Raw genomic sequence first — 25716 nt, forward strand, 5'->3', positions numbered from 1 at the left:
CTATTTATTCAAAAGTTCTATTCACGAAAATCATTAATGAAATCTAAAAATGTCTCTTGACAATTTTTACATGGCGCTTTATATTTCCCATTACCATTAATCGTGCTTATTAATATATCATCTATTTTTGAACCTGACCATAATAGTTGGTTGACTGCTTGAATCTCAGCACAATTTTCAACATGCCAAATTTCGAAACTCTCATCATCCTTATAAGGATTTTTGGGGTCATTTTTGGCTTTCTTCCTTGTTCCTTGTGCTATCCTACTTAAGTCTGGATGCAGTTCCATTACACTTGGATTGAATTGTCCTTCTCTAGCCCCATTATAACCAAATGTTATTTTAGTTTTTTTACCATCTACCCTTGTTATGTCTACAGCGGCACTTATTACATCCGGTTTATATTTCCCTCCACCAAATCCATTTTCATCTATAGGTTTTTTGATTCCGCCGTTCTTAAGAAACTTAACATGTTCATCTAATTGCTCTCTTGCAAAATCTTTGGCAACCTCAACTTGCTTTTGTCTATTAACTTTATCCGTACCCTTAGAAGTTCCCCCCGAACCAACACTTTCCCCCTTACTCATCCGAACAATTGAATCACTACCCTTCACAGTTCCAACCTTCGCGCCATTCGCACCCGCCATCGCCAGCTGAGGCTCATTCCCCCGCAACGCACGACCAACGTTATCCATACTCTCTCGCATGCCTTGCTTCGCTTGGGCTATCATCGCATTGGCTTGGGCTTTCAGCTCCGTTGCCTTCGCAGCGGCTTTCTCTGCTACTTTTTGACCGCCCTCTTTGAGCTTGGCAAGCGGTTTTGAGAGGCTGTCGACGAGTTTATTGCTATTTGGGATGATTTTCATTGCGCCTTTGCCGACATGCTTCCCCCCTTTGACGAGTGGACCGCCGATGATGGCGGCGCCTGCGATGGCGCGTTCGGCGGTGCTGAGCTTGCGTCCGGTAATCGGGTCGATGCCGATGACCGCTTCAATGCCGGCTTTTAGATTGCCGACAACGGGGATGAAATCGACGCCGATGGAGAGACCTTCGCGCCAGCCACCTTTTACCCATTTTTTCGTTTTTTTATAGGTAGCTAATACGAAGCTTTTCGCATCATTCTTCACCCACTGGACTAGTGCGAGCTCATCTAGGTTGTTTTGCAGCTTGCGGGCGTAGGTGGTGACTTTGCCGAGTGCTTCTTCTACGGATTCCTCTAATTCCTCGAGGAGCTCCTCCACGCTCTCCTTTAATTCGGTTAGCTTCGCTTCTACCTTTTCAGCGACTTTTTTGACTTCTGTTTTCACTTTTTGTGCGGTTTTTTTCGCACTTTTGATGGCATTTCCTACGACAGGAATGCTGGCAATGGCTTTGCCTATCGATTTCCAGAACTTCCCCATTAGGCACCTCCTAATGGAACAGGGGCTTTCGAGCTACCTGTCATGTATACGACTTGTCCTTGAATATCAGATATGCCATCGAGCACGAGGCTGCTTGAGCGACACGTGAAGTGGATGGATTCGGTCGCATGGTGTTGCCGGTGGGGACGAGATTGCCGCCTACTGTCACGGCTAAAGGATGCTGGCTCTGCACCTCCATTCCACTGTCTTGGTGTACGCTGATATAAACAGTCGCTGTCAAAGTCACTGCTTGCTGGTCAAGTTGGATTGCATTGCTGTTTGCATTGCCCCAGTAAGCGGTGTCAGCCTCAGCTGTTTTCGGATTCGTGTCGCCATTTTGGCATAAGCTCTGTCGCACAAAAGCTGATCTTTCTTCAAGGGAAGGAATAATGAGTTGAACACTGTCCCCTTCCTCTGGCGGGCTGTAGAAGCCACTATGTTCTTCTGCACTATCATTTTCCATCTTATTTCGTTATTTTTCCAATATTTCCAACTGTAAATTGGTGTCTTCCGTATACACAGAGAGGTGGAGTAGCCCCTTCATAATAGTAATCGTTCTATGTACGGTAAAAGTTGCGAAAATTTTTAAACAGTCGGGAGAAAACGTGAGTAGAGTCTTCTAAGATGTAAATGGTGGTATCTGATGATATTTTGGATATTTACTAATAGTGATAAGAAGTAATTAGGACATATATTTTAAAGTAATTTGTACGCACTATATAATTTCATCTAACATCATGTAGGGGTTACAAGGGATATCACTACTATCTGAATAAAAAGTGGTTTATTCGGCACTAGGTAGCCCCACGAAAAGAAACCTTGAAAGGCATATAGCCAATCAAGGTCCCCCTAATACGTGTATCTAAATACAATTATTTTTCTTCTCCATACGCTAAGGCAATCTCCACTACTTCTTCTGGTGATAAATCCTCTTCATTCCAAAAAATTAAGACACTAGGGGCTGGATGAGGAACATTGTCTTCTAAAATTTCTATATATTTGCTTACTTCTTCATCAGACAGCTTAGGATTACATATTTTATTTATTAGTTCAACTAATTCCTTAAAAGTTAGCTTTTTATCTATAATTATACACTCATCCTTGGTGAAACAAATTGACGATAAATAAAATGTTAGCTTTTTAAGCTTAAATTTCCTATTAATTCTTGAATATTCTCAGCAATATACTCAAATGAGCCCCTTTCAAAATCTTCTAATTGAATTATTCCACTCTTGTTCTCAATAACCACTAACAAACCATTTCCCTCAATTCCAATAGGTACCTTCTCTAAACTATCACCGTGATTTTTTTTATATCCTTTCAAAGACTCTCGGAAGGAACTTATCCCAGTGCTCGGTAGGACAGGTTCTAATGTAATATAGTGCTCCTTAAAAAATCCATCTAAGTCTGCAAACCAATATGAGTTAAAATAATCAACTATTGATTTATGCAAATTTATATCAAATTCATCTTCTAATCTTGTAAAATCTTGTGAAACAGCCATTTCTACAGGTTTCCATGAGATATATTCATCCTCATCAGCTTCACCTTCATAAATTATTAGATTATCATCACTACTAACTGGTGTTTTTAATAAAAAATCTAAACCTTCTGCAGCTACCTCTTTCCTCATCTGAAAGTATATCTGCATTGCTTCTTTTGTTGACAAAGTTATCACCCTTTACTTATTTAAAAATTTTTCAAGTAATTTAGCATACTCACTATCATTTCCCCAAACACCTGCAGCTTTTTCGGCATTATGAATACCACCTGTTCCTGGGTGTAACTTTGAAGGCACTGCAACTGCTTGGCCGCCCCCACCTACGTGATGATGGATTAATTTATCATTATATAATTCCTTCATATCATATTGAGGGAAATGTTCTCTAAATGTTTTATCATTTATAGGAGCGAAACCTAAATCAATTTTTTGTTTATTTGCTTTACTTAAACTTTCTGGATGTTTATTCATTATTTCTTTCCAATAAAAGTCTTTGTCACGTAACCAACCTTCTGCATTGGTTCCTGGTTTACCCTTACCCACATAGGGCATTTCTACTGTAATTCTTGGGTCGGCAGTATATTTTTCTTCTAATTTTTTCAAATCTGCATTTCTATAAGTTCTTATAGGATGATTAGCATTATCTATACCCTTAGAAGTTCCCCCCGAACCAACACTTTCCCCCTTACTCATCTGCACAACCGAATCACTGTTCTTCACAGCTCCAACCTTCGCGCCATTCGCACCCGCCATCGCCAGCTGCGACTCATTCCCTCGCAACGCACGCCCAACGTTATCCATACTCTCTCGCATGCCTTGCTTCGCTTGGGCCATCATCGCATTCGCTTGGGCTTTCAGCTCCGTTGCCTTGGTCATGGCTTTCTCTGCTACTTTTTGACCGCCCTCTTTGAGCTTGGCAAGCGGTTTCGAAAGGCTGTTGACGAGTTTATTGCTATTTGGGATGATTTTCATTGCGCCTTTGCCGACATGCTTCGCCCCTTTGACGAGTGGACCGCCGATGATGGCGGCGCCTGCGATGGCGCGTTCCGCGGTGCTGAGCTTGCGACCGGTAATCGGGTCGATGCCGATGACCGCTTCAATGCCGGCTTTTAGATTGCCGACAACGGGGATGAAATCGACGCCGATGGAGAGACCCTCGCGCCAGCCACCTTTTACCCATTTTTTCGTTTTTTTATAGGCAGCTAGCACAAAGCTTTTGGCATCGTTCTTCACCCACTGGACTAGTGTGAGCTCATCTAGATTGTTTTGCAGCTTGCGGGCGTAGGTGGTGACTTTGCCTAACTATATAAGAAAAGCACTTGTCATTTATAATGGATAGACAAGCGCTTTATTTTGGGATAAATTTCAAGTTTTACTGTTATTCTTTATATATAGATTAAAAAATTCTTTTATTCTATTTTCTTCCCTAAATATTTTAAAGTTAATACAATCAGACATTTTTACATCATCGTTAGAATATATTAAGTCATACTTATTTACCAATTAGACAAAAAGTCGCCTGAAATAACGCTTTTTCACAAGAAGCGTAAACTTAAACTTTATCAGCCCTATCCTCTACATATTCCATACATTCAACTATCATACCTGCTTACAATTCAATAAATCTATCTTCTAATTCCCTCATTCTTAATTATACAGTTAACTTTTTAAAAATTTGAGATACTTAGTATTCTTCGGATTTCCAAAACATCTACCTTCTGATTTTTTATTGGCAATGTTAAAAAATTCTTTTGCGGTTTCTAAATCACCTAACTCAAAGGCAACTTTTCCTGCAATAAATTCCTTATCACCAGAGTCTATACGATCAAATCCAGTTAAAAATATTTTATCTGCCCACTCCTTTGCTTTTTTAAAATTATTTACTATAAAGCAAGTGGAGATGATGTCCTTCACTAAATGATAACTCTCTTCACAATAAATACCTTTTGGATCAGGAATAATATCCCAAGCCTCTTCTAATAACACAATAGAATCGTTGTAGTTACCATTATTAAATTGTTCATTACTTTTTTCTAAAAGATTTTCGAATTCTTCTTTTATAGGCGATTGTAAAATGGCCATATTTATCCCCCCTCAAATCATATCCTTAATCAATTCAAAATATTTATCGTCTTCATTAAAAAAGATTCTATAGCCTTCTAAAATATAAGCTCTTAATAGATACTCCTTAGCTTTATCTAACTCTCCGCACTCAAATAAACTCTCCCCAAGTCTCAGTAAAATAAATGGATTTGAAATACCATCTGGACAGTTTAGTGCATTATAAAAATTGCTTTTTGCGTTCTCATAATCATAATTTAAAAAATAAGTATCGCCTAATGCTGTATAAATCCATGTACTTGTTTCCCAATCGCTCTTTGGCAACGGAACCAAATCTAAGGCAGCATTATAGCTCTCTATTGCTTTATCATCCTCTCCTTTTTCAACAAAAGTATTTCCATCGTTACATAGTTTTAAAATTTCGTCATATAATTGATCATTAAGTTCCAATATTGATTCCTCCTAATAATTATTTATTTGGCGGCAAGTAAGTTTCATTTAACTTTGCACCTGCGGATCGATTCAAACTATAATGATCTAATACATAATTATTGGAGTCTAACATCCATTCTCTAACCTTCGGTGACTTAGCTCCATAATATCTACCTGTACTATTCCACCACGAAACTGCATCAGTTAGGTGAGCCATATCTGCTTGATCTATAGGGTACCATTTATTGTCACTCGCCATAAATTCTTTTTCACCATCACGTGTTGTACGGATTTTTGGTGGAATTTCATTTTCCATTCTCTCTATTACTTCTCTGCCTGTTTTAGAACCTTTGCCAGGAGTATTCCCCATATATTCCAAACGTTTTGTGATGCCGCTTGGTTCAGGCAAACCCATTTCTTTGTTACTTGCGTATCCTCCATCAGGTCGGTGCCATTTTCCATTTGCATCTTGGTAATAGTCTTTAGGTTTCTTTGCACTCATCCACACAACCGAATCACTACTCTTCACAGCTCCAGCCTTCGCACCCGCCATCGCCAGTTGCGGCTCATTCCCCCGCAACGCACGACCAACATTATCCATACTCTCTCGCATGCCTTGCTTCGCTTGGGCCATCATCGCATTGGCTTGGGCTTTCAGTTCCGTTGCCTTCGCAGCGGCTTTCTGTGCTACTTTTTGACCGCCCTCTTTGAGCTTGGCAAGCGGTTTCGAGAGGCTGTTGACGAGTTTATTGCTATTTGGGATGATTTTCATTGCGCCTTTGCCGACATGCTTCGCCCCTTTGACGAGTGGACCGCCGATGATGGCGGCGCCTGCGATGGCGCGTTCCGCGGTGCTGAGCTTGCGTCCGATAATCGGGTCGATGCCGATGACCGCCTCGATGCCGGCTTTTAGATTGCCGACAACGGGGATGAAATCGACGCCGATGGAGAGACCCTCGCACCAGCCACCTTTTACCCATTTTTTCGTTTTTTTATAGGCAGCTAGCACAAAGCTTTTGGCATCATTCTTCACCCACTGGACTAGTGCGAGCTCATCTAGGTTGTTTTGCAGCTTGCGGGCGTAGGTGGTGACTTTGCCGAGTGCTTCTTCTACGGATTCCTCTAATTCCTCGAGGAGCTCCTCGCCTTGAAAGTGCACGTGGTCGCCTAATAGCCGCTGGCTGTGTGATGTCACGCTATAATGCAGCGTATCCTCCTCGGCTAGTGGGTGGTTTGTATCATTTTGCTTATAGACCCTTCTAATAGTATACCAAATACTATAATTACAATAGAATTAAAGTAAACAAGTCTCTTTTTATTCCTTCAATCAAGTATCCACCGATTTAATATAAGATTAAAGTAAAGTAAAAAACCTTGAAAGGTATTTAGCCAATCAAGGTCATTTAGAAAGTTTAAAGCAATTGGGTCTTTACGTATATTATAAATATTCTACAAGGCATATAAACTCTAAATTATTTGAATTAATTGTGGCTTGCATTTTACCTCCTTCATATTTGAAATTGTATAAAAGAATTACAGCATTATAATTGCTTTGCAACTGCTTACCAAACAGTGCAATAATTTTAGGAATAATTACTTCATCATAAGGAAATCCTTCTAATAATCGACTAATCAAGTTTTCGCTATCATCATAAAACCCCTTTTCCCTAACAACATCATCATACCTCTCAATGTCAAAACTGTGAGCAAATGATGATAGTTTAAAATCGCCATCCGCTATCTAAGAAATTGCAAAAATACTTGTTGCTTATAAGATAATCAAGTTCTTATGGTTAGCTTTGTAACATACTTTCGAATACTACTGAACTGGTCCCATAAATTCAGTAATAATAAGGATATGTTCCTTCAATTTTACTTTTTTTAGATTCTCTACTCTTTCTGCTCCACCCAAACCTAATAGAGGTGTGTAGCCGAAGCAATCTTCATAAGATAGTTCTCCTAAATTTTCAACAGCTTCGGGATAGGGTTTCCACTTTAAATACGCATCCCGAAACCTTTCCGAATCCAAACTTTTGAAAAAATATAAAAAATTTGGCATAACTGTTTTAAGTACTCCGTATCTAAAATTAAGCAATCTTACATAACCGTCAGCCCACAATACTAAATCTCCCATACCAGTGGAAAATAACACTACAGAATCCCTATATCTTTGACTACACTCTTTTAAAATATCAATGTACTCTTCCGGGTTAACACTTTTAAAATAACCTTGCATGAATGTTCCAAATCCATATTTTTTCCACAATTCTATTATTTCTTTTGGAACAAGGTTTTTATATTTTTCTATTATTTCGTTAGGAACTTTACTGTTTATCTTAAAATCATTTAATATTTTCTCCATAAATAAACCACCTTAATGTGTCAGTTTAACATTCAAATAGATGCTTTTTAATTGCTCAGGTGTCATGTTTTTTGCCATTTCTCTTATTTGTTCATCAACAACGTCAATTCTATACCTCCATTGGGAACCAATTGAAGAATTAATGCCCTTATGCCCCATTCCTGCAATTTGATCTGGATTATGAAGTGCTGCTTGAGTATTCAGCCATTCTTTAACTTCTTTTTCTGCTTCATCAAATGATTTTCCGTTAGACATAAGTTCTGCAACTTTATCAGAAAATGCTTCTTCTCGAGCGGTTTGTTGAGCAACATTACCTTCTACCGCACGTCCCTCAGCAATATATCTGTCTCTATTTTTCAGATACTCATCAACCGTTAATTCATTCATCCCTTTTTCTTGGTCTTTTAATTGTCTTGCAAACTCTTCGGAATCATGTTTAACATTTCTTTTAAAATTGACTTCAATTTCTTTTATTCTAGGTACATCATCTAAATGCTTTACATTCCCCTCACCCTTACTCATCCACACAACCGAATCACTATTCTTCACAGCTCCAGCCTTCGCACCCACCATCGCCAGCTGCGGCTCATTCCCCCGCAACGCACGACCAACGTTATCCATACTCTCTCGCATGCCTTGCTTCACTTGGGCCATCATCGCATTGGCTTGGGCTTTCAGTTCCGTTGCCTTGGTCATGGCTTTCTCTGCTACTTTTTGACCGCCCTCTTTGAGCTTGGCAAGCGGTTTCGAGAGGCTGTTGACAAGTTTATTGCTATTTGGGATGATTTTCATTGCGCCTTTGCCGACATGCTTCGCCCCTTTGACGAGTGGACCGCCGATGACCGCTTCAATGCCAGCTTTTAGATTGCCGACAACGGGGATGAAATCGACGCCGATGGAGAGACCCTCGCGCCAGCCACCTTTTACCCATTTTTTCGTTTTTTTATAGGCAGCTAGCACAAAGCTTTTGGCATCGTTCTTCACCCACTGGACTAGTGCGAGCTCATCTAGGTTGTTTTGCAGCTTGCGGGCGTAGGTGGTGACTTTGCCGAGTGCTTCGTTTATGTAGAAAAGCACTTGTCGTTGTATTCAACAATCAAGCCCTTTCTATATACTACCTTCTTATAAGGTAATACTATCTGAATTTTTGTGTCACTAAAAGCTGTAATTATTTTTTATTTATTCGTCTTATGACTATATGACTTCTTCTCTAACTTTTGACACTTTATTTGCATCTATCTATACTTTTTTACCATTTTATCAAGGTCTCACATGCCCCTTATTTATGTGTAAATAAAATATTCGCTACTCTATAATCAAATAGGGTTATCTGGGTATTCTTCTAAATACTTTTGGATTAAATCTTTTTGTTTTTCATCTGTAGGTATAATCCCTAAATACTTATATTTCCATATGGTGATTTGTTTACTAAACCTATAATCTGTCTCAAACCAATTCGTATAATCATAATTAATTTTAAATTTCCCATTTCGGTCAAGTGATAAGGTAAAAGAATACCATGGTTCTTGTCCATAATGAATAAAAATATCTCTTAATTCTTCACTTAATTTGAATAGAGTTTTTTCCAATATAGCAAACTCTTCCTCATCAACATTAAAATACGATGTAATGGATAAACTGTACATAAATTTTTTCTTATCATCAGATGTATTATAGAAAAAATATGTTCCACCTCCTGTAGCTGAAATTTGCGCATAATAATGAAAACTTTCCCATTCTTCTGGAATCATTTTATTTACAATTTCCGCAATTTTTTGATAAATTCGATTCATCTCTTGTTCCATATTCAAATAAATCAGCCTCCTGCTTGGTTTTTAATAAACTTTTCTACTTGCTTTTTTCCTTCTATTTGATAAATTACTTCAAATGCGTCTGGTCGCATTGAATCTCCTGAATATGTCGGATTGATTTGTACCGTCACTTTTTTCGGCGGTGTTTCTTTCAGTGCATTCGCCCATTCTGTCTCCATATCGAACCATTCTCCACCCGAACGATTAATTTGGCTATTTTGTGGTACTAGGTTATCAATATCCTTTGGTCCTTTAAACTGAGCTTCGATTAAATGCCCTCCGTCATCATTAAGTGTCACTGCAATCAATCACGTGTGCCTATAATTCTGAGTTTTGATTAGACAATGACTTGTAATAAAAAACCTCGAAAAACTAAATACAATTCGAGGTTTTTTACGTATATTACAAGTATTTTACTACACCTAAAAACTCTAAATTACTTGTATTAATTGTGGTTTGTATTTCGCAAGTTAAATTTGAGCCAATTGTTAATTAAAATGTGAGCCACTAAAAGTTGCTCTGTTCCATCCATTCTTTCGTTTCTAAAATTCGATAAGAACCACCAATCATATTGATGATATGCGCGCGATGTGTGAGTCGATCGGTTAACGCTGATGTTAAAACTGGATCATGGAAGACCTCTTCCCAGCGTTCAAATGTTAGATTACTTGTAATAATCGTTGCTGCTCGACCAGCACGTAATGATAAGTGCGTAAACAGAAGCTCTGCTCCTTCTTTATCGAATGAAATGTAGCCAAGTTCGTCAATGATGACTAAATCATATTTTTCAAATTTCAGTTCAAACGAGCGTAACGTTCTTGCAGAACGGCTTTCCTTTAATTGGTTCACAAGTGAGGCTACACTCGTAAAATACACTTTATAGCCTGCTAAACAGGCTTCGATTCCTAGTCCAATCGCAAGATGAGTTTTGCCAGTACCAGGTGAGCCAATTAATAACACATTCTGCTTATCCTGAATAAACTTTAGCTCTTTCAAATGAGGAAGGCGAACCGCCGCATTTTGCGGCAGTGCCTCAACATCTAATTCTTCTAACAGTTTTTTCTCTGGAAAATTGGCTAATCGAATTCGATTAGCTTTTGCCCGCACGTAACGGTCCTCCATTTCCTGTTTTAAAGCGAAATAAAGAAAATCAGCTGGTGATGTATGTTGTTCAAACAAGGCTTCCTGTTCAAGTAAAGAACGAATACTTGGTAAACGTAATTCTTTGCACATTTCAATCATTTCTTTTTGCTTGTCCATTAATGAAGCACTCCTGTTCCTTTAGAATGAAATAACGCTGCTAACGAAGATAGATTATCTAAAGATTGGTTGGTGACATCATCTTGGCCAGTTATAACAGTACGTACTTCAGCTGACTGTTCTGCTAAGAAAATGATTTTTTCAGTTGTTAGTTGAACCAAAGGGTTCTTTTCTAGTTCAGTAATGACTTCTAGTACTCTTGTAAGGCAATCTCGTTCTTTGGTATAAACAAGTAGCTCTAGAAAATCTTTTTCATTTCCGATATAATAACGGTGGTAGATATTTTTTATTTGTTTTGGTGCTTGGCTCAAACATTCACTTTGGGCTAAGGCACCTTTTTTCTTTTGTAGCGTGTTTAAATAGTGATAAATATTCATCACCCAGGCATGCACTTGCCAGCTTCGTTTATGCTTTGCGATACATTCACCTTCGCTAAACAGAAGCACTTCCTCAGCACGAGCTTTTAACTTAATATATTCTCCTACATGCCCCTCAGGTACAGAATATCGGTTGTGACGATAGGTAACAGTACTATATTTGTCCACACGTAGTTCTACTAATTCTGCCGAATCGAATGGTGCAGCTGTTAAGCTGCCAGCGCGTTCAGCTTTTTCTTCCAACATCAATTCATGATGTGTTTTCTCCTTCAAATAATGAGGACGATGATTTAATTTTTCGATGATCGAAACTAAATATTCCTGTGCCTCTTCTAAAGAAGTAAACGTATCACGGTGCGCAAATGCTTTCCGGCGTATATATTCTACACTTCGCTCTACATGGCCTTTTTCATTACCTTTACGAGGCTGACAAAGTCGAATCTGAAAATGATAATGCAAGGATAAACTTTTCATACCGTCGGTAATAAAACGCTCGTAACCAATAAAGTTTTTGACGACGGTACGCATATTGTCGTATGTAAAAACATTCGGTACGAAGCCCAAGGCTTCAATACATTTTACGTGTGCGTCCTGTACACAAACCATTGTTTCCGATTCATAGAGTCGGGCATAACGATCATTGCTATAGGCTAGCGTAAATACAGCCATTGAAAGGCTTCTTGGCTTGCCATCAATGAATAATTTTACTTCTCCCCAATCAAACTCAATTTCACGACCAGCTGTTGGCTCTTGGCGAATGAAAACTTCTTTTTCCTTCTTTTCCTCACGATTCACGAAATTGCGAACTGTTGTATAGCCAATTTTAAAACCTTCGTCTAAAAGTTTTTCATGTATATCAATAATCTTTAATTGTTGCTTATGCATATTCACTTCACGCTTATTTTTGTTCTGTTTCATCATTTCGCGAATACGTTTCATCACGGTATTTGTTAAAGCTCTCTTTTTTCCATTACGCTTTTTATATGCCGGAGGCGTAACGTAATTATCTGTGATTGGTAAATTCCTTGTGTCTTGTTGTCTAGCTGCTAGATCATGCTCAATGTATTTTTTTACGGTATTACGAGACATTTTAAGCTTTTCTGCAATTTGACGTTGGCTCATATTGTGCTGATAGTATTCAATCAGTACTAACTGCTTTTTCTCCAAACTGATCACCTCTATATCCCCCTAACTTTTTACAGTTAGGATTATTTTGATAGAAAGTGGCTCTCATTTCAATTGCGTTGATGGCTCAGTTTTAGCTTAACAAAAACAGTGGTTTTCATTTTCTCCCCCCCATATTTAAAGTTGTATAGAAGAATTACAGCATTATAATTACTTTGCAGCTGTTCGCCATACAGTGAGGTAATTTTCGGAATAATAACATTATCATAAGAGAAACCTTCTAATAATCGACTAAGCAAGTTATCGTCATTATCATAAAACTCCGCTTCTCTAACAGCATCATCATATCTCTCAATATCAAAACTAAGAGCAAATAATGATGGTATAAAATCCCCATCCTCTGTATAAGAAATTTCAAGTAAATTGTCTAATTCTTCTGACGAGTTAATTTTCCCTACCCAAAATGATACAAAACCTTCTTTTTGCATGAGCTACCTCCTATTTATTTTCAATCCATCTGGTAATGCATCAGAACCGCCCTCAAGACGATAATCTGACCAATTCTGTAATCGCCTTTGATTGCCGACAATGGGGATGAAATCGACGCCGATGGAGAGACCCTCGCGCCAGCCACCTTTTACCCATTTTTTCGTTTTTTTGTAGGTAGCTAATACAAAGCTGAGGAATGTTAAAGGGATTTACCAATATATTCCCCTATATTGTATTATAAATGGTTCTGTTTTTGTATCCTTGGATGGATTGTCCGATGGCATTTGCACCTGCATAGTATGTAATCGCTTACAATTTAACTGCACCGTGGTAGATGCTACCTCTATTTCAACTTAAGAAATCCATCTAAACCGCTAACTTTTTCTTTGCAGTCAATATAATTCGACTGTAAGGAGGGCTATGGCGAAAAAATTAAAGTGAACATCCATGAATTAACTAAACAAAACGGTATTTCACTGAGGAAATTATCTCGATTAAAAGATATACGTCATGCCGCTTTAAGTGAGCTAGCCAACCAAAAAAGGCAAAATATTAATTTCCATCATATCGAAAAAATTGCAGAAACATTAGAGATTGAAGATATTCGAGAAATTATTGACCTCATAGACATGGAAGATTAAAAAAGTCGCCTCCGTTATTGGAAAAAGCGACTTTTTTATCGTAATTATTAATAAAATTGTGTACGCCTTTTGTTCAAACCCCGTCCCTCTAGATGGTTAGCGTAGAGCAAGAGTACCTTTTTTGTCTTTCTTATTGTTTATCGCCACGAGCGTTGTCAGTATCATTTGTTTTTTATTATTTCCTACTCTTACTACCATCGCCATGTAAAAAGTCATCTCGCATACTTCTCACGCTTTTTATTGTTTAGTAATACTCATTGATGGCACTGCCTTCATGATATTTGATTCTGGACATGGCATGACTTTATTTTATCAACAAATTCTAATTTCTTTTTTACTCTCCTGTTATGAGCTGTAATCCTATATTCTTATTGGTTTAACCCCAACAAAAAACCTTGAAAGGTGGTTAGCCAATCAAGGTTCAATTTCCTTATATTTCATAATACTTTATTTCAATGCTTCTTCTAATATATTCTTCTCATGTTCTAACATACCACTTACTAAAATGCCACAAACCATTTTATCTTTGTCTAAAGCAAATCCCACATTATCATTTTGCACAATTGACACAGTATCATTTTCTGAAAATGAAATTAATACATTATCAATCCCTATATATACATTCAATTTACTGTTCTCATCTATATATGTCTTATCGTCATATTCTACAACTTGAAAATTAGGTATACCATTAATTAAAGTTATATTTTTCATATCCAAGTTCAAATCTTCTATTTGGTGTACATTTTCACTCAAAGTCAATGTAATAGAACGTATATTTCCTGTATATTTCCCTATTCCTATTTCAATTAAAGATTTCTTAAAATCCCCAGTTCTCCAATATATCGTTTGCTCTTTTGATATATCCCAAGCACCAAATTCTATATTAATCGGTGTATAAAGATCATATTCAATATTTATAGGCTGACTTTCTTTATATTCTGTTACTTTTAGCATACTCCTATCTCCTTCTAAGGTCTATATACAGCGTGCTTTATTACTGGTAGTAATCCGTCTCCACGTGGTTTACTAAATATTAACTCCCAATTTCCTACATTCATAATTTCTTCATATTTGACACCTTCCTTAACAGCTTTCTTAACAGAGCTTTCGAAGCTTGTCAATAAAGTTTGGCTATTTATTGGCATTCCATGTGTAGTCGCATCTCTAGTTATATACTCTACCATATGTTTTGTTCCATTTGGATGTACCCAAAATTTTTCACCGTCTACTGCTAATTCAAATGATTTAGGTATTTTTGTGCCATCATAGACTGGTTGAGTTATTTTTATATTTCCCCACACTGTACCATTATCTAAAATATTACCCGTACCCTATGTTGTAATCTTAAAATCCACTAATAAAAAATCAGCCATCATTTTACCTATTAAACTACTTCTTTCTCTTCTTTTATTATCGGCAATTCATAGGCGGTTTTGTGCTTCATCATGCCGTATATAATGTTGACAAGCCTTCTCATGATACATACCAATGCTTGTCCCTTTGTTTTTCCTTCTTTTAGCTTTTGTTGGTAGTAAGCATGGAATACGGGATTTCTTGGTCGCTTACTTCCTTTTGCTACTTGTACTTGCTGGACGGCTAGGTTATAAAATAAGGTGTGTAATGCCCGATTTCCTTGCTTGCTTTTTTGTTCTCTTCCTTTTCCACCAGACCCGAAGAAAACTGGCGCAATCCCTGCAAATCGGGCTAATTTGCTGGCATTTGGGAAACGGCGTATATCACCTATTTCTGCAATGAAAGCCGACGCTGTCACAAGATCTATGCCTGGCATCGTCTCTAATTGAATATCTAATAAGCTCATTAATCCTTTTAATTCTTGTTCTATCATGCGCATTTCCTGCTTTTTAAATGAAATATCTCGGACAATGCTCCTAATTAAAAAATGTTGTGTTTCTTGATGTCCCTTAATGGTGTTGCCATCCTCTTGCACCCTTTTTAAAATGTCGCTCGCTTTTTTCACTGAGCATGTATTACGGCTCGCCTCTAATAAAAAGGTCGTTAGCTGTTGTAACGTCAGTCCTTCCAGACAAGCGGGTGAAGGGTAACGTTCCAAAAATGCCAAGGCTGTTTTACCGTCTATTTCCGAGAAAAACTTCTTATAGCTTGGATAATGGTGGCTCAATTGAACATGCAGTTGGTTCTTTGAAGCACCTTGTGCCTTTACCAAACCGTTTCTTCTTGTCACTAACTGTTGTATCGACCAATATAAATCATCTGGTTTCACATCTGGTAACTGGTCTAGCCTGTTTACCAAAATCCTTGCTACACATTCTGCATCCCAACTATCGCTTTTTTGTGTGGTCATATGGCTTTTTCGCTCCGCATAGGAAAGAGCGGGATTGACTTCCTTCACAATTTGCGCATGATCTGTTAAATATTTGGCTAATGCTCGCCCATACCCGCCAACATCTTCTAAACCAAAAATCGGGGTTAAGTCATCCTCTACTTGTTGATAAACAGCCAATAAAAAGGTTGAAAAAGCAGCCGGTTTATTTTCAAATTTGATTTCATCTACCTTTTGTTGCCAACAATCCATCACCACCGCTACATGGTGCTGTTTATGTAAATCTACGCCAATATATAGATATTTCTGTTTTTCATGCACGCTACATTCTCCTCGTCATTTTAATAAATGAAAATGCCGGCAACCTTAGTTCGAGCGTTCACCTATTCGTGCGCATTGGTACGAAAGCCTATCCATTTTCATCTTTACACAAATATATATAAGAAAATGCACCTCTTTTTTAAGTAACCCCTCAAATAATTGCAGGATGTTGCCCATTTACTTGTATTTGTCCATATGTATACAGGCCTTTATAAAAACTTTCCCTGTCTAAAATGCGCTTCACTTGCACTTTCGTAAATCGTTTCCCTTTCTTTGTTCGGTGTCCTTCCGCATTCAACTGTTCTGCTAATTGAGATAACGACCAATGCGGATAAAGGTGCTTGAATGCAAAAAGCCGCCGTACAATGACCGCTTTCTCTCCATCAATACGGACTACTTTTTGCCCTTTCTTCACTGTATACCCAAATATGACACTGCCACCTGCGTAGCCACCTTGCTCTGCCTTTTTCTTTCTACCGCGGCTCAACTTCAAGGCAATTTCAAGCCTTTGGTACTGGTCTAACAGTTCTAACATACCGTTCACTAAAAAGTCATTGGGTTCATATGTGTAAATACTGTAGTTAAGTTGCTCAATTGCTTTCACATCGACGTTATATTTTTTCAACTCACGCTGTATCAATACTTTCGCCATATCAGAGCGCCATAAACGGGATGTATTCAGTACAATGACTTAGCTCACTTGGGCGGATTCCATATCTGCTAATAGCTTTTGTAACCCTTCTCGCTCTATCGTCAGCCCATTTTCATCCACTGTGGCTCCGCTGATACCTTTATCTTCATAGATATGAAGCAAATTCAAGTGATTGTCCTCACAATATCGCTTAATTTCTTCCACTTGATACATGAGGCTGTATCCATCACGTACTTGCCCTTCCGTTGAAACACGTACATAACCAACTACATTTTTCCTCATTCTATCCCCCTCCCGTTACAGCAATTAAAGTTCCTGTAACGCTTACTTGTTTTTGCGGATAACTGATGTGTAACGTCTATCCGTTACAACATACTGTACGACCTTCTCCTAATTTTGCACAACCCTTTATTTTACAGTCGTTTTTTCTCTAGTATGGTCGTACACTATACCAAGCCACTACAATTTATGAAAGGGGTGTTGGATGATGGCTTCCGTTATTCGTTTACGTCTAGACGAAATTTTAATTGAAAAGCAAATGACCCGTCGGCAACTTGCTCGACAGGCTTCTTTACGTCCAAATACAATTAATGACCTCTGTACCCGCCCTGTAAAATGTCTACATATGCGCATACTTTCTATCTTATGTGATACATTGCAAGTGTCTATTCAAGACCTACTTATATTAGAGCCTATAGACTAAGTAATGAAGCCTTATCTCACTGTTATGCCCTCTGCAAACCTATTGAAACCCACTTCATAGCAGGCTTGCAGAAGGCTTTTTCTATCTATTTCATTTCATTTTTTGTTTTTCTTTTTTCTTCCTTTTCCTTTAATTTCTCCTGTACCAATCTATCAATTGCCGCTAGTCTAGCTTTTCGTGCTTCTGGCCAAAGGAATTGCTGAAACAATACGCCTTCCCCATTTTCTAGGGTTATTCTTGGAAAATATTTAGCTATTAATTTATTTCTATACCTCTGCATCTCTTTACTCAATTTTTCTCCATCTTTCTTACGTTCTACCATGTCAGCCTTACTCTTTTCTGTTTTAAATTTGGTTCGTACAATAATATATATAATAAAAAGTTGAAAATTTTTAAGTAACCACTCAACTTCCAAACAAAAAACACTTAATTTTCTATGAGTTAAGAAATTAAGTGTTTTTGATTCGCCTAGCAGGCAATGGTTATACAATTCTATCTGACAGCTTACTTAAAAAAATCACTATTTTCAAAACGGTACGCTTCAAGTCTTGGCAGGTTTTTCTTTGATAAATTAATTCCCCACTCCGCTTTGCTTTTTTGTCCTTCTTGGTCATAATCACGACTCACAAAAACTTCATCCGGATGTTCCCATACAGTCGATGGTATTAAGTAAAAATCAGGTGCTTTATCTTCATGAAGAAACACCAACGCTAAAAATACATTATTTCTCAATGTAAATACATGTTTCTGTAAAAAAACATAGCTTAATTTTCTACATGTTTTCACTTGAATATCATAGTATTGCCCATCTTTTCTTATAATAAAATCAATTGCCTTGTCATCTACCTCAGATGTATATACATCACAACCATACAGTGTAAACTCCATCTTCGTTGCATACTCACCAAAACGTCCTACCTGTAATTTGTTCAATTCACTAATCTTACGTTTTTTCAACTTGCTCTCCCCCTACAAAATATATCTACACCCAAAACGATACGCTTATGCGTACCACTAGTTCTTTCATTATATGCTAACTTTTTCTTTGTAGTCAATATCATTCGATTGTAGGGGTAGCTATGGTGAAAAAGATTAAAGTGAACATCCATAAATTAACTAAACAAAAAGGGATCTCCCTTAGAGAATTGTCTCGATTAACAGATATACGTCATGCCGCTTTAAGTGAGCTAGCCAACCAAAAAAGACAAAATATTAATTTCCATCATATCGAAAAAATTGCAGAAACATTAGAGATTGAAGATATTCGAGAAATTATTGACCTGATAGACATAAAAGATTAAAAAAGTCGCCTCCAGTGTTGGAAGAAGCGACTTTTTTTATCGTTATTATTAATAAAATTGTGTACACCTTTTGTTCAAACCCTGTTCACCCTGCTTGGTTAGCGTAGGGCAAGCGTACCTTTTTGTACTTCTTATTGTTTATCGCCACGAGCATTGGCAGTATCATTTGTTTTTATTATTTCCTACTGCTTACTACCCTCGCCATGTAAAATGTCATCTTGCTTACTTCTCACGTTTTTTTATTGTTTAATACTACTTATGAAGGCAGTGCCATCATAAGTAGTAATTTTGAACATCGCACGGTTTTATCTTATCAACACTATTGGCTATTGCGTATTATGAGTTATTATCCTTGAACCTTATTATTTTAATCGTAATAAAAAAACCTTGAAAGGTATTTAGCCAATCAAGGTAATAGTCTAAGTTTAATATGAGTTTATCTTAGTTAAAAATTGCTCTACTAAGTCTATATATTCATTAAAGTCCTCATCACTCATAAAATCATCCATTTCTACCTTTTCTTTTACGTCCATAAGTACTTCTTTTAGTGGTTCTTTTTGTTCTGTAATTTTTTCCCTATCAACAGAAAATAGTACCTCTAATAACTGACCATCATAAACATCACCTTCTAGAGGATTAAGCTTAAGAAACCCTATTGCTTTATCTATTGCTAATTCAATAAAAATACTCTGTTTAATCATTCTACATAAATCACTAATATCTAATTCTGTAATATCTTTATTTATTAAGGTATTATACCATTCATCCAATGCATAGTTTTCTTGTACTTCTCCCTGTGGCAATTGATAAATATCCCTTATTTTCATTTTATATCCCTCCAAATGGTTCAAATAAGTCTTCTATTTTTTTTATATTTTTATTAGCCTTATCCAAACCATCTTGTAATACTTTTCTTGTTTCAGCGTCTAAGTTTGGGTTCTTTACCGAACCTTCTAACCCTTTTCTTATCTTGACCAATCCTTTATATGAATCCTGCATTTCTTGAAGATGGTTCCAATAGCCCCCACCAGGTTTAGGAACAGGATTACCTTGTAGGTCTCTTAAGGTCCCTGAAAAATCTTTGTCTGTTAAATGTTTATTTACTATATTGTCTAAAGTGTCAAGGTTTCTTTGTTGTGCTCTAGTAACATTAACCGTACCCTTAGAAGTTCCCCCCGAACCAACACTTTCCCCCTTACTCATCTGCACAACCGAATCACTGTTCTTCACAGCTCCAACCTTCGCGCCATTCGCACCCGCCATCGCCAGCTGCGACTCATTCCCTCGCAACGCACGCCCAACGTTATCCATACTCTCTCGCATGCCTTGCTTCGCTTGGGCCATCATCGCATTGGCTTGAGCTTTCAGTTCCGTTGCCTTCGTAGCGGCTTTCTCTGCTACTTTTTGACCGCCCTCTTTGAGCTTGGCAAGCGGTTTTGAGAGGCTGTTAACGAGTTTATTGCTATTTGGGATGATTTTCATTGCGCCTTTGCCGACATGCTTCGCCCCTTTGACGAGTGGACCGCCGATGATGGCGGCGCCTGCGATGGCGCGTTCCGCGGTGCTGAGCTTGCGTCCGGTAATGGGGTCGATGCCGATGACCGCCTCAATGCCGGCTTTTAGATTGCCGACAACGGGGATGAAATCGACGCCGATGGAGAGACCCTCGCGCCAGCCACCTTTTACCCATTTTTTCGTTTTTTTATAGGCAGCTAATACGAAGCTTTTTGCATCATTCTTCACCCACTGGACTAGTGCGAGCTCATCTAGGTTGTTTTGCAGCTTGCGGGCGTAGGTGGTGACTTTGCCGAGTGCTTCTTCTACGGATTCCTCTACTTCCTCGAGGAGCTCCTCCACGCTCTCCTTTAATTCGGTTAGCTTCGCTTCTACCTTTTCAGCAACTTTTTTGACTTCTGTTTTCACTTTTTGTGCGGTTTTTTTCGCACTTTTGATGGCATTTCCTACGACAGGAATGCTGGCAATGGCTTTGCCTATCGATTTCCAGAACTTCCCCATTAGGCACCCCCTAATGGAACAGGGGCTTTCGAGCTACCTGTCATGTATACGACTTGTCCTTGAATATCAGCAATGCCATCGAGCACGAGGCTGCTTGAGCGACAGGTGAAGTGGATGGATTCGGTCGCTGTCCACGAGATGGTGTTGCCGGTGAGGACGAGATTGCCGCCTGCTGTCACGGCTAAAGGATGCTGGCTCTGCACCTCGATTCCACTGTCTTGGTGTACGCTGATATAGACAGCACCTTCCGTCGCAGTCAAGGTCACTGCTTGCGGGTCAAGCTTAATTTCCTTGCCGTTTGCATTGCCCCAGTAAGCAGTGTCAGCCTCAGCCGTTTTCGGTTTCATGGCGCCATCTTGGCGTAAGCTCTGTCGCACAAAAGCTGATCTTTCTTCAAGGGAGGGAACAATCAGCTGAACACTGTCCCCTTCCTCTGGCGGGCTATAGAAGCCACTATGTTCTTCTGCACTATAGGGGTTGCCAGTGAAAGAGATTATCTATAGGCTTCATCTATGTATAAAAACACTTGCCATTCTTTATAACAGACAAGTGTTTTTAATCTAGTTCTTCTAGCCGTATAATATCTCTTACTTCCTACGTTAACGAACTTCTTTCATCTTCTTTTAATCTATACTGTCAATGTTCAATTCAATTAGAAGTAGTTAATCATCGCCTCATACTCTTAGCTGCTTATTCATACAAACAATTAAAGATTATTACTTTTCACTTCTTCAAACCACTCATCCGCGATATCACCAGCCGTTTTAACATCATCATTAAAATAGATTAACTCATACTTATATTCAGCTTTGAAATTTCCACTCTTAACATCATATATTAATTTCATCTCCGTTGGCATATCTCTTCCGTGTTCTTCACACAGTACTTTAATTTTTTCAATATCGTCTCCTATTATATGTAATACCTCAAACATCCGTTTTGGAGACACATCATATCTCGCATCTCCTTCCTTCAATGCCTCATTCACTTTATGGCATTTTACATATTTATTATTAATCTGATAAAAAAACCTACCTGAAATAACACTCTCTTCACATGAAGCATAGATATATACTTTATCAGCTCTATCTTCTACATACTCCATACATATGGATATCATATCTGCTTGTAATTCACTAAATTGTTCTTCGAATTCTTTCATCCTATTTTTCACTCCTCGATTAATTTATGAGAATTTCGAATTCTGGTTCACCATCAATAGTATAGTTAACTTTAAATTTCTCCGGGCGTTTATTATCACCCGAGTAAATAACTTCAATATCAATCGTCACTTTTTTAGGAGGCGTTTCGTTTAAAGCTGCTGCCCATTTATTCTCAATCTTCTTATATTGACTCAAATTAACATTTGATAATTGCGAAACTAAATTGTCAATTTTAGGAGAACCCCCAAATCTATCAGCCACTAAATGGCCAGCATGATCTTGACCTTTCACTTTACCAGGCGTATTTTTACTGTGGGATAACCTCTCCTCTCTTTTTGTTAATTGTAAATTATCTGTTTCAAATTTAGCAATCCTACCTAAATTATCTGTTTCATAAAAATAATTGTACTCTCCGGTTTTATATCTAACGTCAGGTTTCAATTTATTTTTTCTACCATTTGTAAATTGTTGCCCTGTTTCCACTAATGTTTTGGCCCCAATTACTCCGGAACCGCCTTTATTTATATCTATCTGAATTGTCGAACCGTTAGCCTTCGCGCCATTCGCACCCGCCATCGCCAGCTGCGGCTCATTCCCCCGCAGCGCACGCCCAACGTTATCCATACTCTCTCGCATGCCTTGCTTCGCTTGGGCCATCATCGCATTGGCTTGGGCTTTTAGCTCCGTTGCCTTCGCAGTGGCTTTCTCTGCTACTTTTTGACCGCCCTCTTTGAGCTTGGCAAGCGGTTTCGAGAGGCTGTTGACGAGTTTATTGCTATTTGGGATGATTTTCATTGCGCCTTTGCCGACATGCTTCGCCCCTTTGACGAGTGGACCGCCGATGATGGCGGCGCCTGCGATGGCGCGTTCCGCGGTGCTGAGCTTGCGTCCGATAATCGGGTCGATGCCGATGACCGCCTCGATGCCGGCTTTTAGATTGCCGACAACGGGGATGAAATCGACGCCGATGGAGAGACCCTCGCGCCAGCCACCTTTTACCCATTTTTTTGTTTTTTTATAGGCAGCTAATACGAAGCTTTTTGCATCATTCTTCACCCACTGGACTAGTGCGAGCTCATCTAGGTTGTTTTGCAACTTGCGGGCGTAGGTGGTGACTTTGCCGAGTGCTTCTTCTACGGATTCCTCTAATTCCTCGAGGAGCTCCTCCACGCTCTCCTTTAATTCGGTTAGCTTCGCTTCTACCTTTTCAGCGACTTTTTTGACTTCTGTTTTCACTTTTTGTGCGGTTTTTTTCGCACTTTTGATGGCATTTCCTACGACAGGAATGCTGGCAATGGCTTTGCCTATCGATTTCCAGAACTTCCCCATTAGGCACCCCCTAATGGAACAGGGGCTTTCGAGCTACCTGTCATGTATACGACTTGTCCTTGAATATCCGCAATGCCATCGAGCACGAGGCTGCTTGAGCGACAGGTGAAGTGGATGGATTCGGTCGCTGTCCACGAGATGGTGTTGCCTGTGAGGACGAGATTGCCGCCTGCTGTCACGGCTAAAGGATGCTGGCTCTGCACCTCGATTCCACTGTCTTGGTGTACGCTGATATAGACAGCACCTTCCGTCGCAGTCAAGGTCACTGCTTGCGGGTCAAGCTTAATTTCCTTGCCGTTTGCATTGCCCCAGTAAGCGGTGTCAGCCTCAGCCGTTTTTGGATTCTTGTCGCCATCTTGGCGTAAGCTCTGTCGCACAAAAGCTGATCTTTCTTCAATGGAGGGAACAATGAGTTGAACACTGTCCCCTTCCTCTGGCGGGCTATAGAAGCCACTATGTCCCTCTGCACTATAAGGGGTTGCCAGCGAAAACCATGTCGCCTCCTCTTTCTTTTGCTTTTCATCCATCAACAAATGAAGACGTACTTGGTCTTTTTTGACTTCCAGCACTTTCCCCTGTAGTGCAATCCCTGTATGAGCCGAGAGTGTTTGTTTCGCTTGGTAAATACCTGCTTTGGGGACGAGATGATAGTCATACGTCCATACTCCTTGCTCCATACGAGCAATGGACTTGGCGATGACGAGCTCCTTGCCTTGGAAATGCACGCGGTCGCCTAAAGCGGCTGGCTGTGTGGAAGTCACGCTATAATGCAGTATATCCTCCTCCGCTAGTGGGTGGCTTGTATCATTTTGTTTCGCTTGTAAATATAGCATGCGATTTTTGCTTACGCTATAATGATTCGCCGCAAGCTGTACGATATTCCCTTCCGGTAAGCCAAACCATAATTTAGGCTGTGCGCTGTCAACTGCTGGCACAAGTACTGTGCGGAAATGACTCGCTAATCTTTGGAGAAATTGCCAGTCTGTTTCCCTATATTGTAATATAAATGCTTGTGTTTTTGCACCCTTCGATGCTTGGTCGATAATATCTGCACCTGCATAGCTTTTTATGATTTCACGCAGCATGGCTTCATAGGTCATTTGCCCATTTTGAAAGGAGCGGGATTGCTGCTTATAATCAAGCTGCGCTGTAGCAGATATTGCCTCTAATTCGATTTGATAAATCCCTCTGACCATCCGAACAACTAACTTTGTTAATTGCCCTCGAAACAATGGACGCACGCGCTTACCTTTACTCAGCTGGTATAGCTCAACTTGGTCCATACTCGTTGCCTCCTGCATACATCGGTCTTTTTGTTCTGCAGGGATGATTCCAGTTAAGACCAGCCTTGCATGGTCATTCACTGCTTGGCTAAGGCGTATATCCTGTAATGTCTGCACATCATAAGGGGATACAAGCGTTAGTTCACCGTATCCAATAGCTTCATGCTTGCTCATCTGCCTTCCTCCTTTCCATTATTCCTGCCCGTCATCCTCCACACGAATTGTTCCACAATATAAGCACATATTCGTTGATTGCGTCGTTAAAGCAGGGGAGTTTTCAATTAATTGGTCACTTTTACCGTTAATCCAAGGCATTGTTAGGACAGGTGTGCAGGGCATAGGCTTTAAAACACCGTTATTAGCTGCTGTAGCCGCAGCGACGGCTGGATTTGCTAATGTTTGGCATAGCCCAAAAGGCTGGACATGAACGTTCGGTTGAAAGTCCATTTCATTCATTTTCGCCTTATTTTTTAGAAAAACCCCATGACTAACAGGCAATTGCAATGTACTTGTTTGGTCTCCCTCAGAACAGGATAAGGTTGCACCTGCTACAACATAACTAAGCTGTACGGCACCTTTGTTTTGTAATGGTTGTTCTGCCATGCTCATTCGCCTCTTTCTTTAAGTAATTAGTTAAATAACTCCTGCCATCTGCCCTCTGTTTGCACTCTTTGTAGCTGGATACCGCGAAATTGTCTGCGCAATAAGCTTTCAGCCAGTTCGATATTGATTAAAATAAATGGCTCATGAATTCCTTCGATTTGAAAAATGCTGTAGGGCTTAGCTTTTTCTTCATCAATGACTAGCTTTTTGAGCGTGCCATCGAGATGGAATTCTGTTTGTGGCGATAAACAAGCTATTTTAGGTGGAATCATTAGCCAGTAAAGCGTTTGCTGGACATTTGGAATATCAGCCAAGACAACGGATTTCCAAGGTAAGCACGTATCATATTTTTCAATAAGCTGTTTGAGTGTGTCAGAAAATAATGCAATTGGTCTTTCAATAAAGTCGATATAATCAGGGGCTTTTTTAGTCGTTATGGAAAACTGTCGGTTGACTAGCTCTAGTTCTTCTAGTCGCTCGGCCGTTAACAGCTCTTTTGTGAGCACTTTTGTTATTCCTATTGGTTCCACTGCCTGTAGGTTGCGTTGGTCCTGTCTTACAATAAAATAGTTCATCGCCTC

The 25716-nt window shown here is 39.2% G+C and carries 31 protein-coding genes and 1 pseudogene; 3 read left to right on the forward strand and 29 right to left on the reverse strand.

The genetic code is table 11. The features are described from left to right. Positions 1 to 17 precede the first annotated feature (17 nt). The 15 genes from MHB51_RS04230 to MHB51_RS04300 form a co-directional block, all read right to left on the reverse strand. Positions 18 to 1400, reverse strand: a complete 1383-nt coding sequence (locus MHB51_RS04230; protein ID WP_342559046.1) for a pre-toxin TG domain-containing protein — start codon at positions 1398 to 1400, stop codon at positions 18 to 20. 40 nt (positions 1401 to 1440) lie between these two features. Further along, entirely contained in the window at positions 1441 to 1863 is a 423-nt protein-coding gene (locus MHB51_RS04235) for a hypothetical protein (protein WP_342559047.1), read from the reverse strand. A gap of 409 nt (positions 1864 to 2272) precedes the next feature. Beyond that, on the reverse strand, positions 2273 to 2485 hold the full coding sequence (locus MHB51_RS04240; protein WP_342473158.1) for a bacteriocin immunity protein: 213 nt from the start codon (positions 2483 to 2485) through the stop codon (positions 2273 to 2275). 47 nt (positions 2486 to 2532) lie between these two features. Next, positions 2533 to 3051 (reverse strand): SecY-interacting protein Syd, encoded by a 519-nt coding sequence (locus MHB51_RS04245; protein WP_342559465.1) that lies wholly within the window; start codon positions 3049 to 3051, stop codon positions 2533 to 2535. Between the two features lie 30 nt (positions 3052 to 3081). Continuing rightward, entirely contained in the window at positions 3082 to 4134 is a 1053-nt protein-coding gene (locus tag MHB51_RS04250) for a pre-toxin TG domain-containing protein (protein ID WP_342559048.1), read from the reverse strand. A gap of 426 nt (positions 4135 to 4560) precedes the next feature. Further along, positions 4561 to 4983 (reverse strand): hypothetical protein, encoded by a 423-nt coding sequence (locus MHB51_RS04255; protein ID WP_342559049.1) that lies wholly within the window; start codon positions 4981 to 4983, stop codon positions 4561 to 4563. Positions 4984 to 4995: 12 nt separating this feature from the next. Beyond that, positions 4996 to 5412, reverse strand: a complete 417-nt coding sequence (locus tag MHB51_RS04260) for a hypothetical protein (protein ID WP_342559050.1) — start codon at positions 5410 to 5412, stop codon at positions 4996 to 4998. 19 nt (positions 5413 to 5431) lie between these two features. Then, entirely contained in the window at positions 5432 to 6553 is a 1122-nt protein-coding gene (locus MHB51_RS04265; RefSeq protein ID WP_342559051.1) for a pre-toxin TG domain-containing protein, read from the reverse strand. Between the two features lie 660 nt (positions 6554 to 7213). Further along, entirely contained in the window at positions 7214 to 7756 is a 543-nt protein-coding gene (locus MHB51_RS04270; RefSeq protein ID WP_342559052.1) for a T6SS immunity protein Tdi1 domain-containing protein, read from the reverse strand. A gap of 12 nt (positions 7757 to 7768) precedes the next feature. Further along, the gene (locus MHB51_RS04275; protein ID WP_342559053.1) at positions 7769 to 8833 is read right to left on the reverse strand and encodes a polymorphic toxin type 15 domain-containing protein; all 1065 of its coding nucleotides are present in this window, start codon (positions 8831 to 8833) and stop codon (positions 7769 to 7771) included. A gap of 239 nt (positions 8834 to 9072) precedes the next feature. Next, positions 9073 to 9561 carry an immunity protein YezG family protein gene (locus tag MHB51_RS04280; protein ID WP_342559466.1) on the reverse strand — a complete coding sequence of 163 codons (489 nt, stop codon included), beginning with the start codon at positions 9559 to 9561 and terminating at the stop codon, positions 9073 to 9075. A gap of 11 nt (positions 9562 to 9572) precedes the next feature. Beyond that, positions 9573 to 9866, reverse strand: coding sequence for a DNA/RNA non-specific endonuclease (locus MHB51_RS04285; RefSeq protein WP_342559054.1), 294 nt, complete (start codon positions 9864 to 9866; stop codon positions 9573 to 9575). Between the two features lie 208 nt (positions 9867 to 10074). Further along, complete coding sequence (gene istB / locus MHB51_RS04290; protein WP_342558633.1) at positions 10075 to 10827, reverse strand: IS21-like element helper ATPase IstB; 753 nt, start codon at positions 10825 to 10827, stop codon at positions 10075 to 10077. Further along, a complete protein-coding gene (gene istA / locus MHB51_RS04295) occupies positions 10827 to 12371 on the reverse strand; it encodes an IS21 family transposase (protein ID WP_342559055.1) in 1545 nt (514 codons plus the stop codon). The genes istB and istA overlap by 1 nt, the downstream gene beginning before the upstream one ends. Positions 12372 to 12439: 68 nt before the next feature. Further along, positions 12440 to 12817: an immunity 22 family protein gene (locus MHB51_RS04300; RefSeq protein ID WP_342559056.1), complete on the reverse strand. Its 378-nt coding sequence runs from the start codon at positions 12815 to 12817 to the stop codon at positions 12440 to 12442. A gap of 438 nt (positions 12818 to 13255) precedes the next feature. On the opposite strand from MHB51_RS04300, the gene MHB51_RS04305 reads away from it, so the two are divergent. Next, positions 13256 to 13459, forward strand: a complete 204-nt coding sequence (locus MHB51_RS04305) for a helix-turn-helix transcriptional regulator (RefSeq protein ID WP_066163742.1) — start codon at positions 13256 to 13258, stop codon at positions 13457 to 13459. 447 nt (positions 13460 to 13906) lie between these two features. Here MHB51_RS04305 and MHB51_RS04310 read toward each other — a convergent pair whose 3' ends face one another. The 4 genes and pseudogenes from MHB51_RS04310 to MHB51_RS04325 form a co-directional block, all read right to left on the reverse strand. Then, entirely contained in the window at positions 13907 to 14416 is a 510-nt protein-coding gene (locus MHB51_RS04310; RefSeq protein WP_342559057.1) for a hypothetical protein, read from the reverse strand. A gap of 14 nt (positions 14417 to 14430) precedes the next feature. Further along, positions 14431 to 14763, reverse strand: coding sequence for a hypothetical protein (locus MHB51_RS04315; RefSeq protein ID WP_342559058.1), 333 nt, complete (start codon positions 14761 to 14763; stop codon positions 14431 to 14433). An 83-nt stretch (positions 14764 to 14846) separates the two neighbouring features. Then, entirely contained in the window at positions 14847 to 16085 is a 1239-nt protein-coding gene (locus tag MHB51_RS04320; RefSeq protein ID WP_342559059.1) for an IS110 family transposase, read from the reverse strand. A gap of 151 nt (positions 16086 to 16236) precedes the next feature. Beyond that, a pseudogene (locus MHB51_RS04325) lies at positions 16237 to 17019 on the reverse strand (recombinase family protein). 202 nt (positions 17020 to 17221) lie between these two features. Here MHB51_RS04325 and MHB51_RS04330 point away from each other — a divergent pair. Beyond that, on the forward strand, positions 17222 to 17440 hold the full coding sequence (locus tag MHB51_RS04330; protein WP_342559060.1) for a helix-turn-helix transcriptional regulator: 219 nt from the start codon (positions 17222 to 17224) through the stop codon (positions 17438 to 17440). Between the two features lie 85 nt (positions 17441 to 17525). On the opposite strand, the gene MHB51_RS04335 is transcribed toward MHB51_RS04330, so the two are convergent. After that, positions 17526 to 17855: a hypothetical protein gene (locus MHB51_RS04335; RefSeq protein WP_342559061.1), complete on the reverse strand. Its 330-nt coding sequence runs from the start codon at positions 17853 to 17855 to the stop codon at positions 17526 to 17528. An 89-nt stretch (positions 17856 to 17944) separates the two neighbouring features. Next, a complete protein-coding gene (locus MHB51_RS04340) occupies positions 17945 to 18397 on the reverse strand; it encodes a DUF4365 domain-containing protein (RefSeq protein ID WP_342559062.1) in 453 nt (150 codons plus the stop codon). A 122-nt stretch (positions 18398 to 18519) separates the two neighbouring features. Between MHB51_RS04340 and MHB51_RS04345 the strand changes: the two genes are divergently transcribed. Then, complete coding sequence (locus MHB51_RS04345) at positions 18520 to 18741, forward strand: helix-turn-helix transcriptional regulator (protein ID WP_342559063.1); 222 nt, start codon at positions 18520 to 18522, stop codon at positions 18739 to 18741. Positions 18742 to 19166: 425 nt separating this feature from the next. Here MHB51_RS04345 and MHB51_RS04350 read toward each other — a convergent pair whose 3' ends face one another. The 8 genes from MHB51_RS04350 to MHB51_RS04385 form a co-directional block, all read right to left on the reverse strand. After that, positions 19167 to 19568, reverse strand: a complete 402-nt coding sequence (locus MHB51_RS04350) for a contact-dependent growth inhibition system immunity protein (protein ID WP_342559064.1) — start codon at positions 19566 to 19568, stop codon at positions 19167 to 19169. A gap of 1 nt (position 19569) precedes the next feature. After that, positions 19570 to 20757 carry a polymorphic toxin type 28 domain-containing protein gene (locus MHB51_RS04355; protein ID WP_342559065.1) on the reverse strand — a complete coding sequence of 396 codons (1188 nt, stop codon included), beginning with the start codon at positions 20755 to 20757 and terminating at the stop codon, positions 19570 to 19572. Beyond that, entirely contained in the window at positions 20757 to 21104 is a 348-nt protein-coding gene (locus MHB51_RS04360; protein ID WP_342559066.1) for a hypothetical protein, read from the reverse strand. The genes MHB51_RS04355 and MHB51_RS04360 overlap by 1 nt, the downstream gene beginning before the upstream one ends. Positions 21105 to 21463: 359 nt before the next feature. Then, a complete protein-coding gene (locus MHB51_RS04365; RefSeq protein ID WP_342472638.1) occupies positions 21464 to 21919 on the reverse strand; it encodes an immunity protein YezG family protein in 456 nt (151 codons plus the stop codon). 19 nt (positions 21920 to 21938) lie between these two features. Beyond that, entirely contained in the window at positions 21939 to 23249 is a 1311-nt protein-coding gene (locus tag MHB51_RS04370; protein WP_342559067.1) for a DNA/RNA non-specific endonuclease, read from the reverse strand. Continuing rightward, positions 23249 to 24706 carry a contractile injection system protein, VgrG/Pvc8 family gene (locus MHB51_RS04375; RefSeq protein WP_342559068.1) on the reverse strand — a complete coding sequence of 486 codons (1458 nt, stop codon included), beginning with the start codon at positions 24704 to 24706 and terminating at the stop codon, positions 23249 to 23251. Before MHB51_RS04375 ends, MHB51_RS04370 begins: the two co-directional genes overlap by 1 nt. An 18-nt stretch (positions 24707 to 24724) precedes the next feature. Further along, positions 24725 to 25135 (reverse strand): DUF4280 domain-containing protein, encoded by a 411-nt coding sequence (locus MHB51_RS04380; RefSeq protein ID WP_082798950.1) that lies wholly within the window; start codon positions 25133 to 25135, stop codon positions 24725 to 24727. A gap of 26 nt (positions 25136 to 25161) precedes the next feature. After that, positions 25162 to 25710, reverse strand: coding sequence for a serine protease (locus MHB51_RS04385; protein WP_066163749.1), 549 nt, complete (start codon positions 25708 to 25710; stop codon positions 25162 to 25164). Positions 25711 to 25716 lie beyond the last annotated feature (6 nt).

It is taken from the genome of Metasolibacillus sp. FSL K6-0083, from assembly GCF_038630865.1.
Classification (GTDB): Bacteria; Bacillota; Bacilli; order Bacillales_A; family Planococcaceae; genus Metasolibacillus; species Metasolibacillus fluoroglycofenilyticus.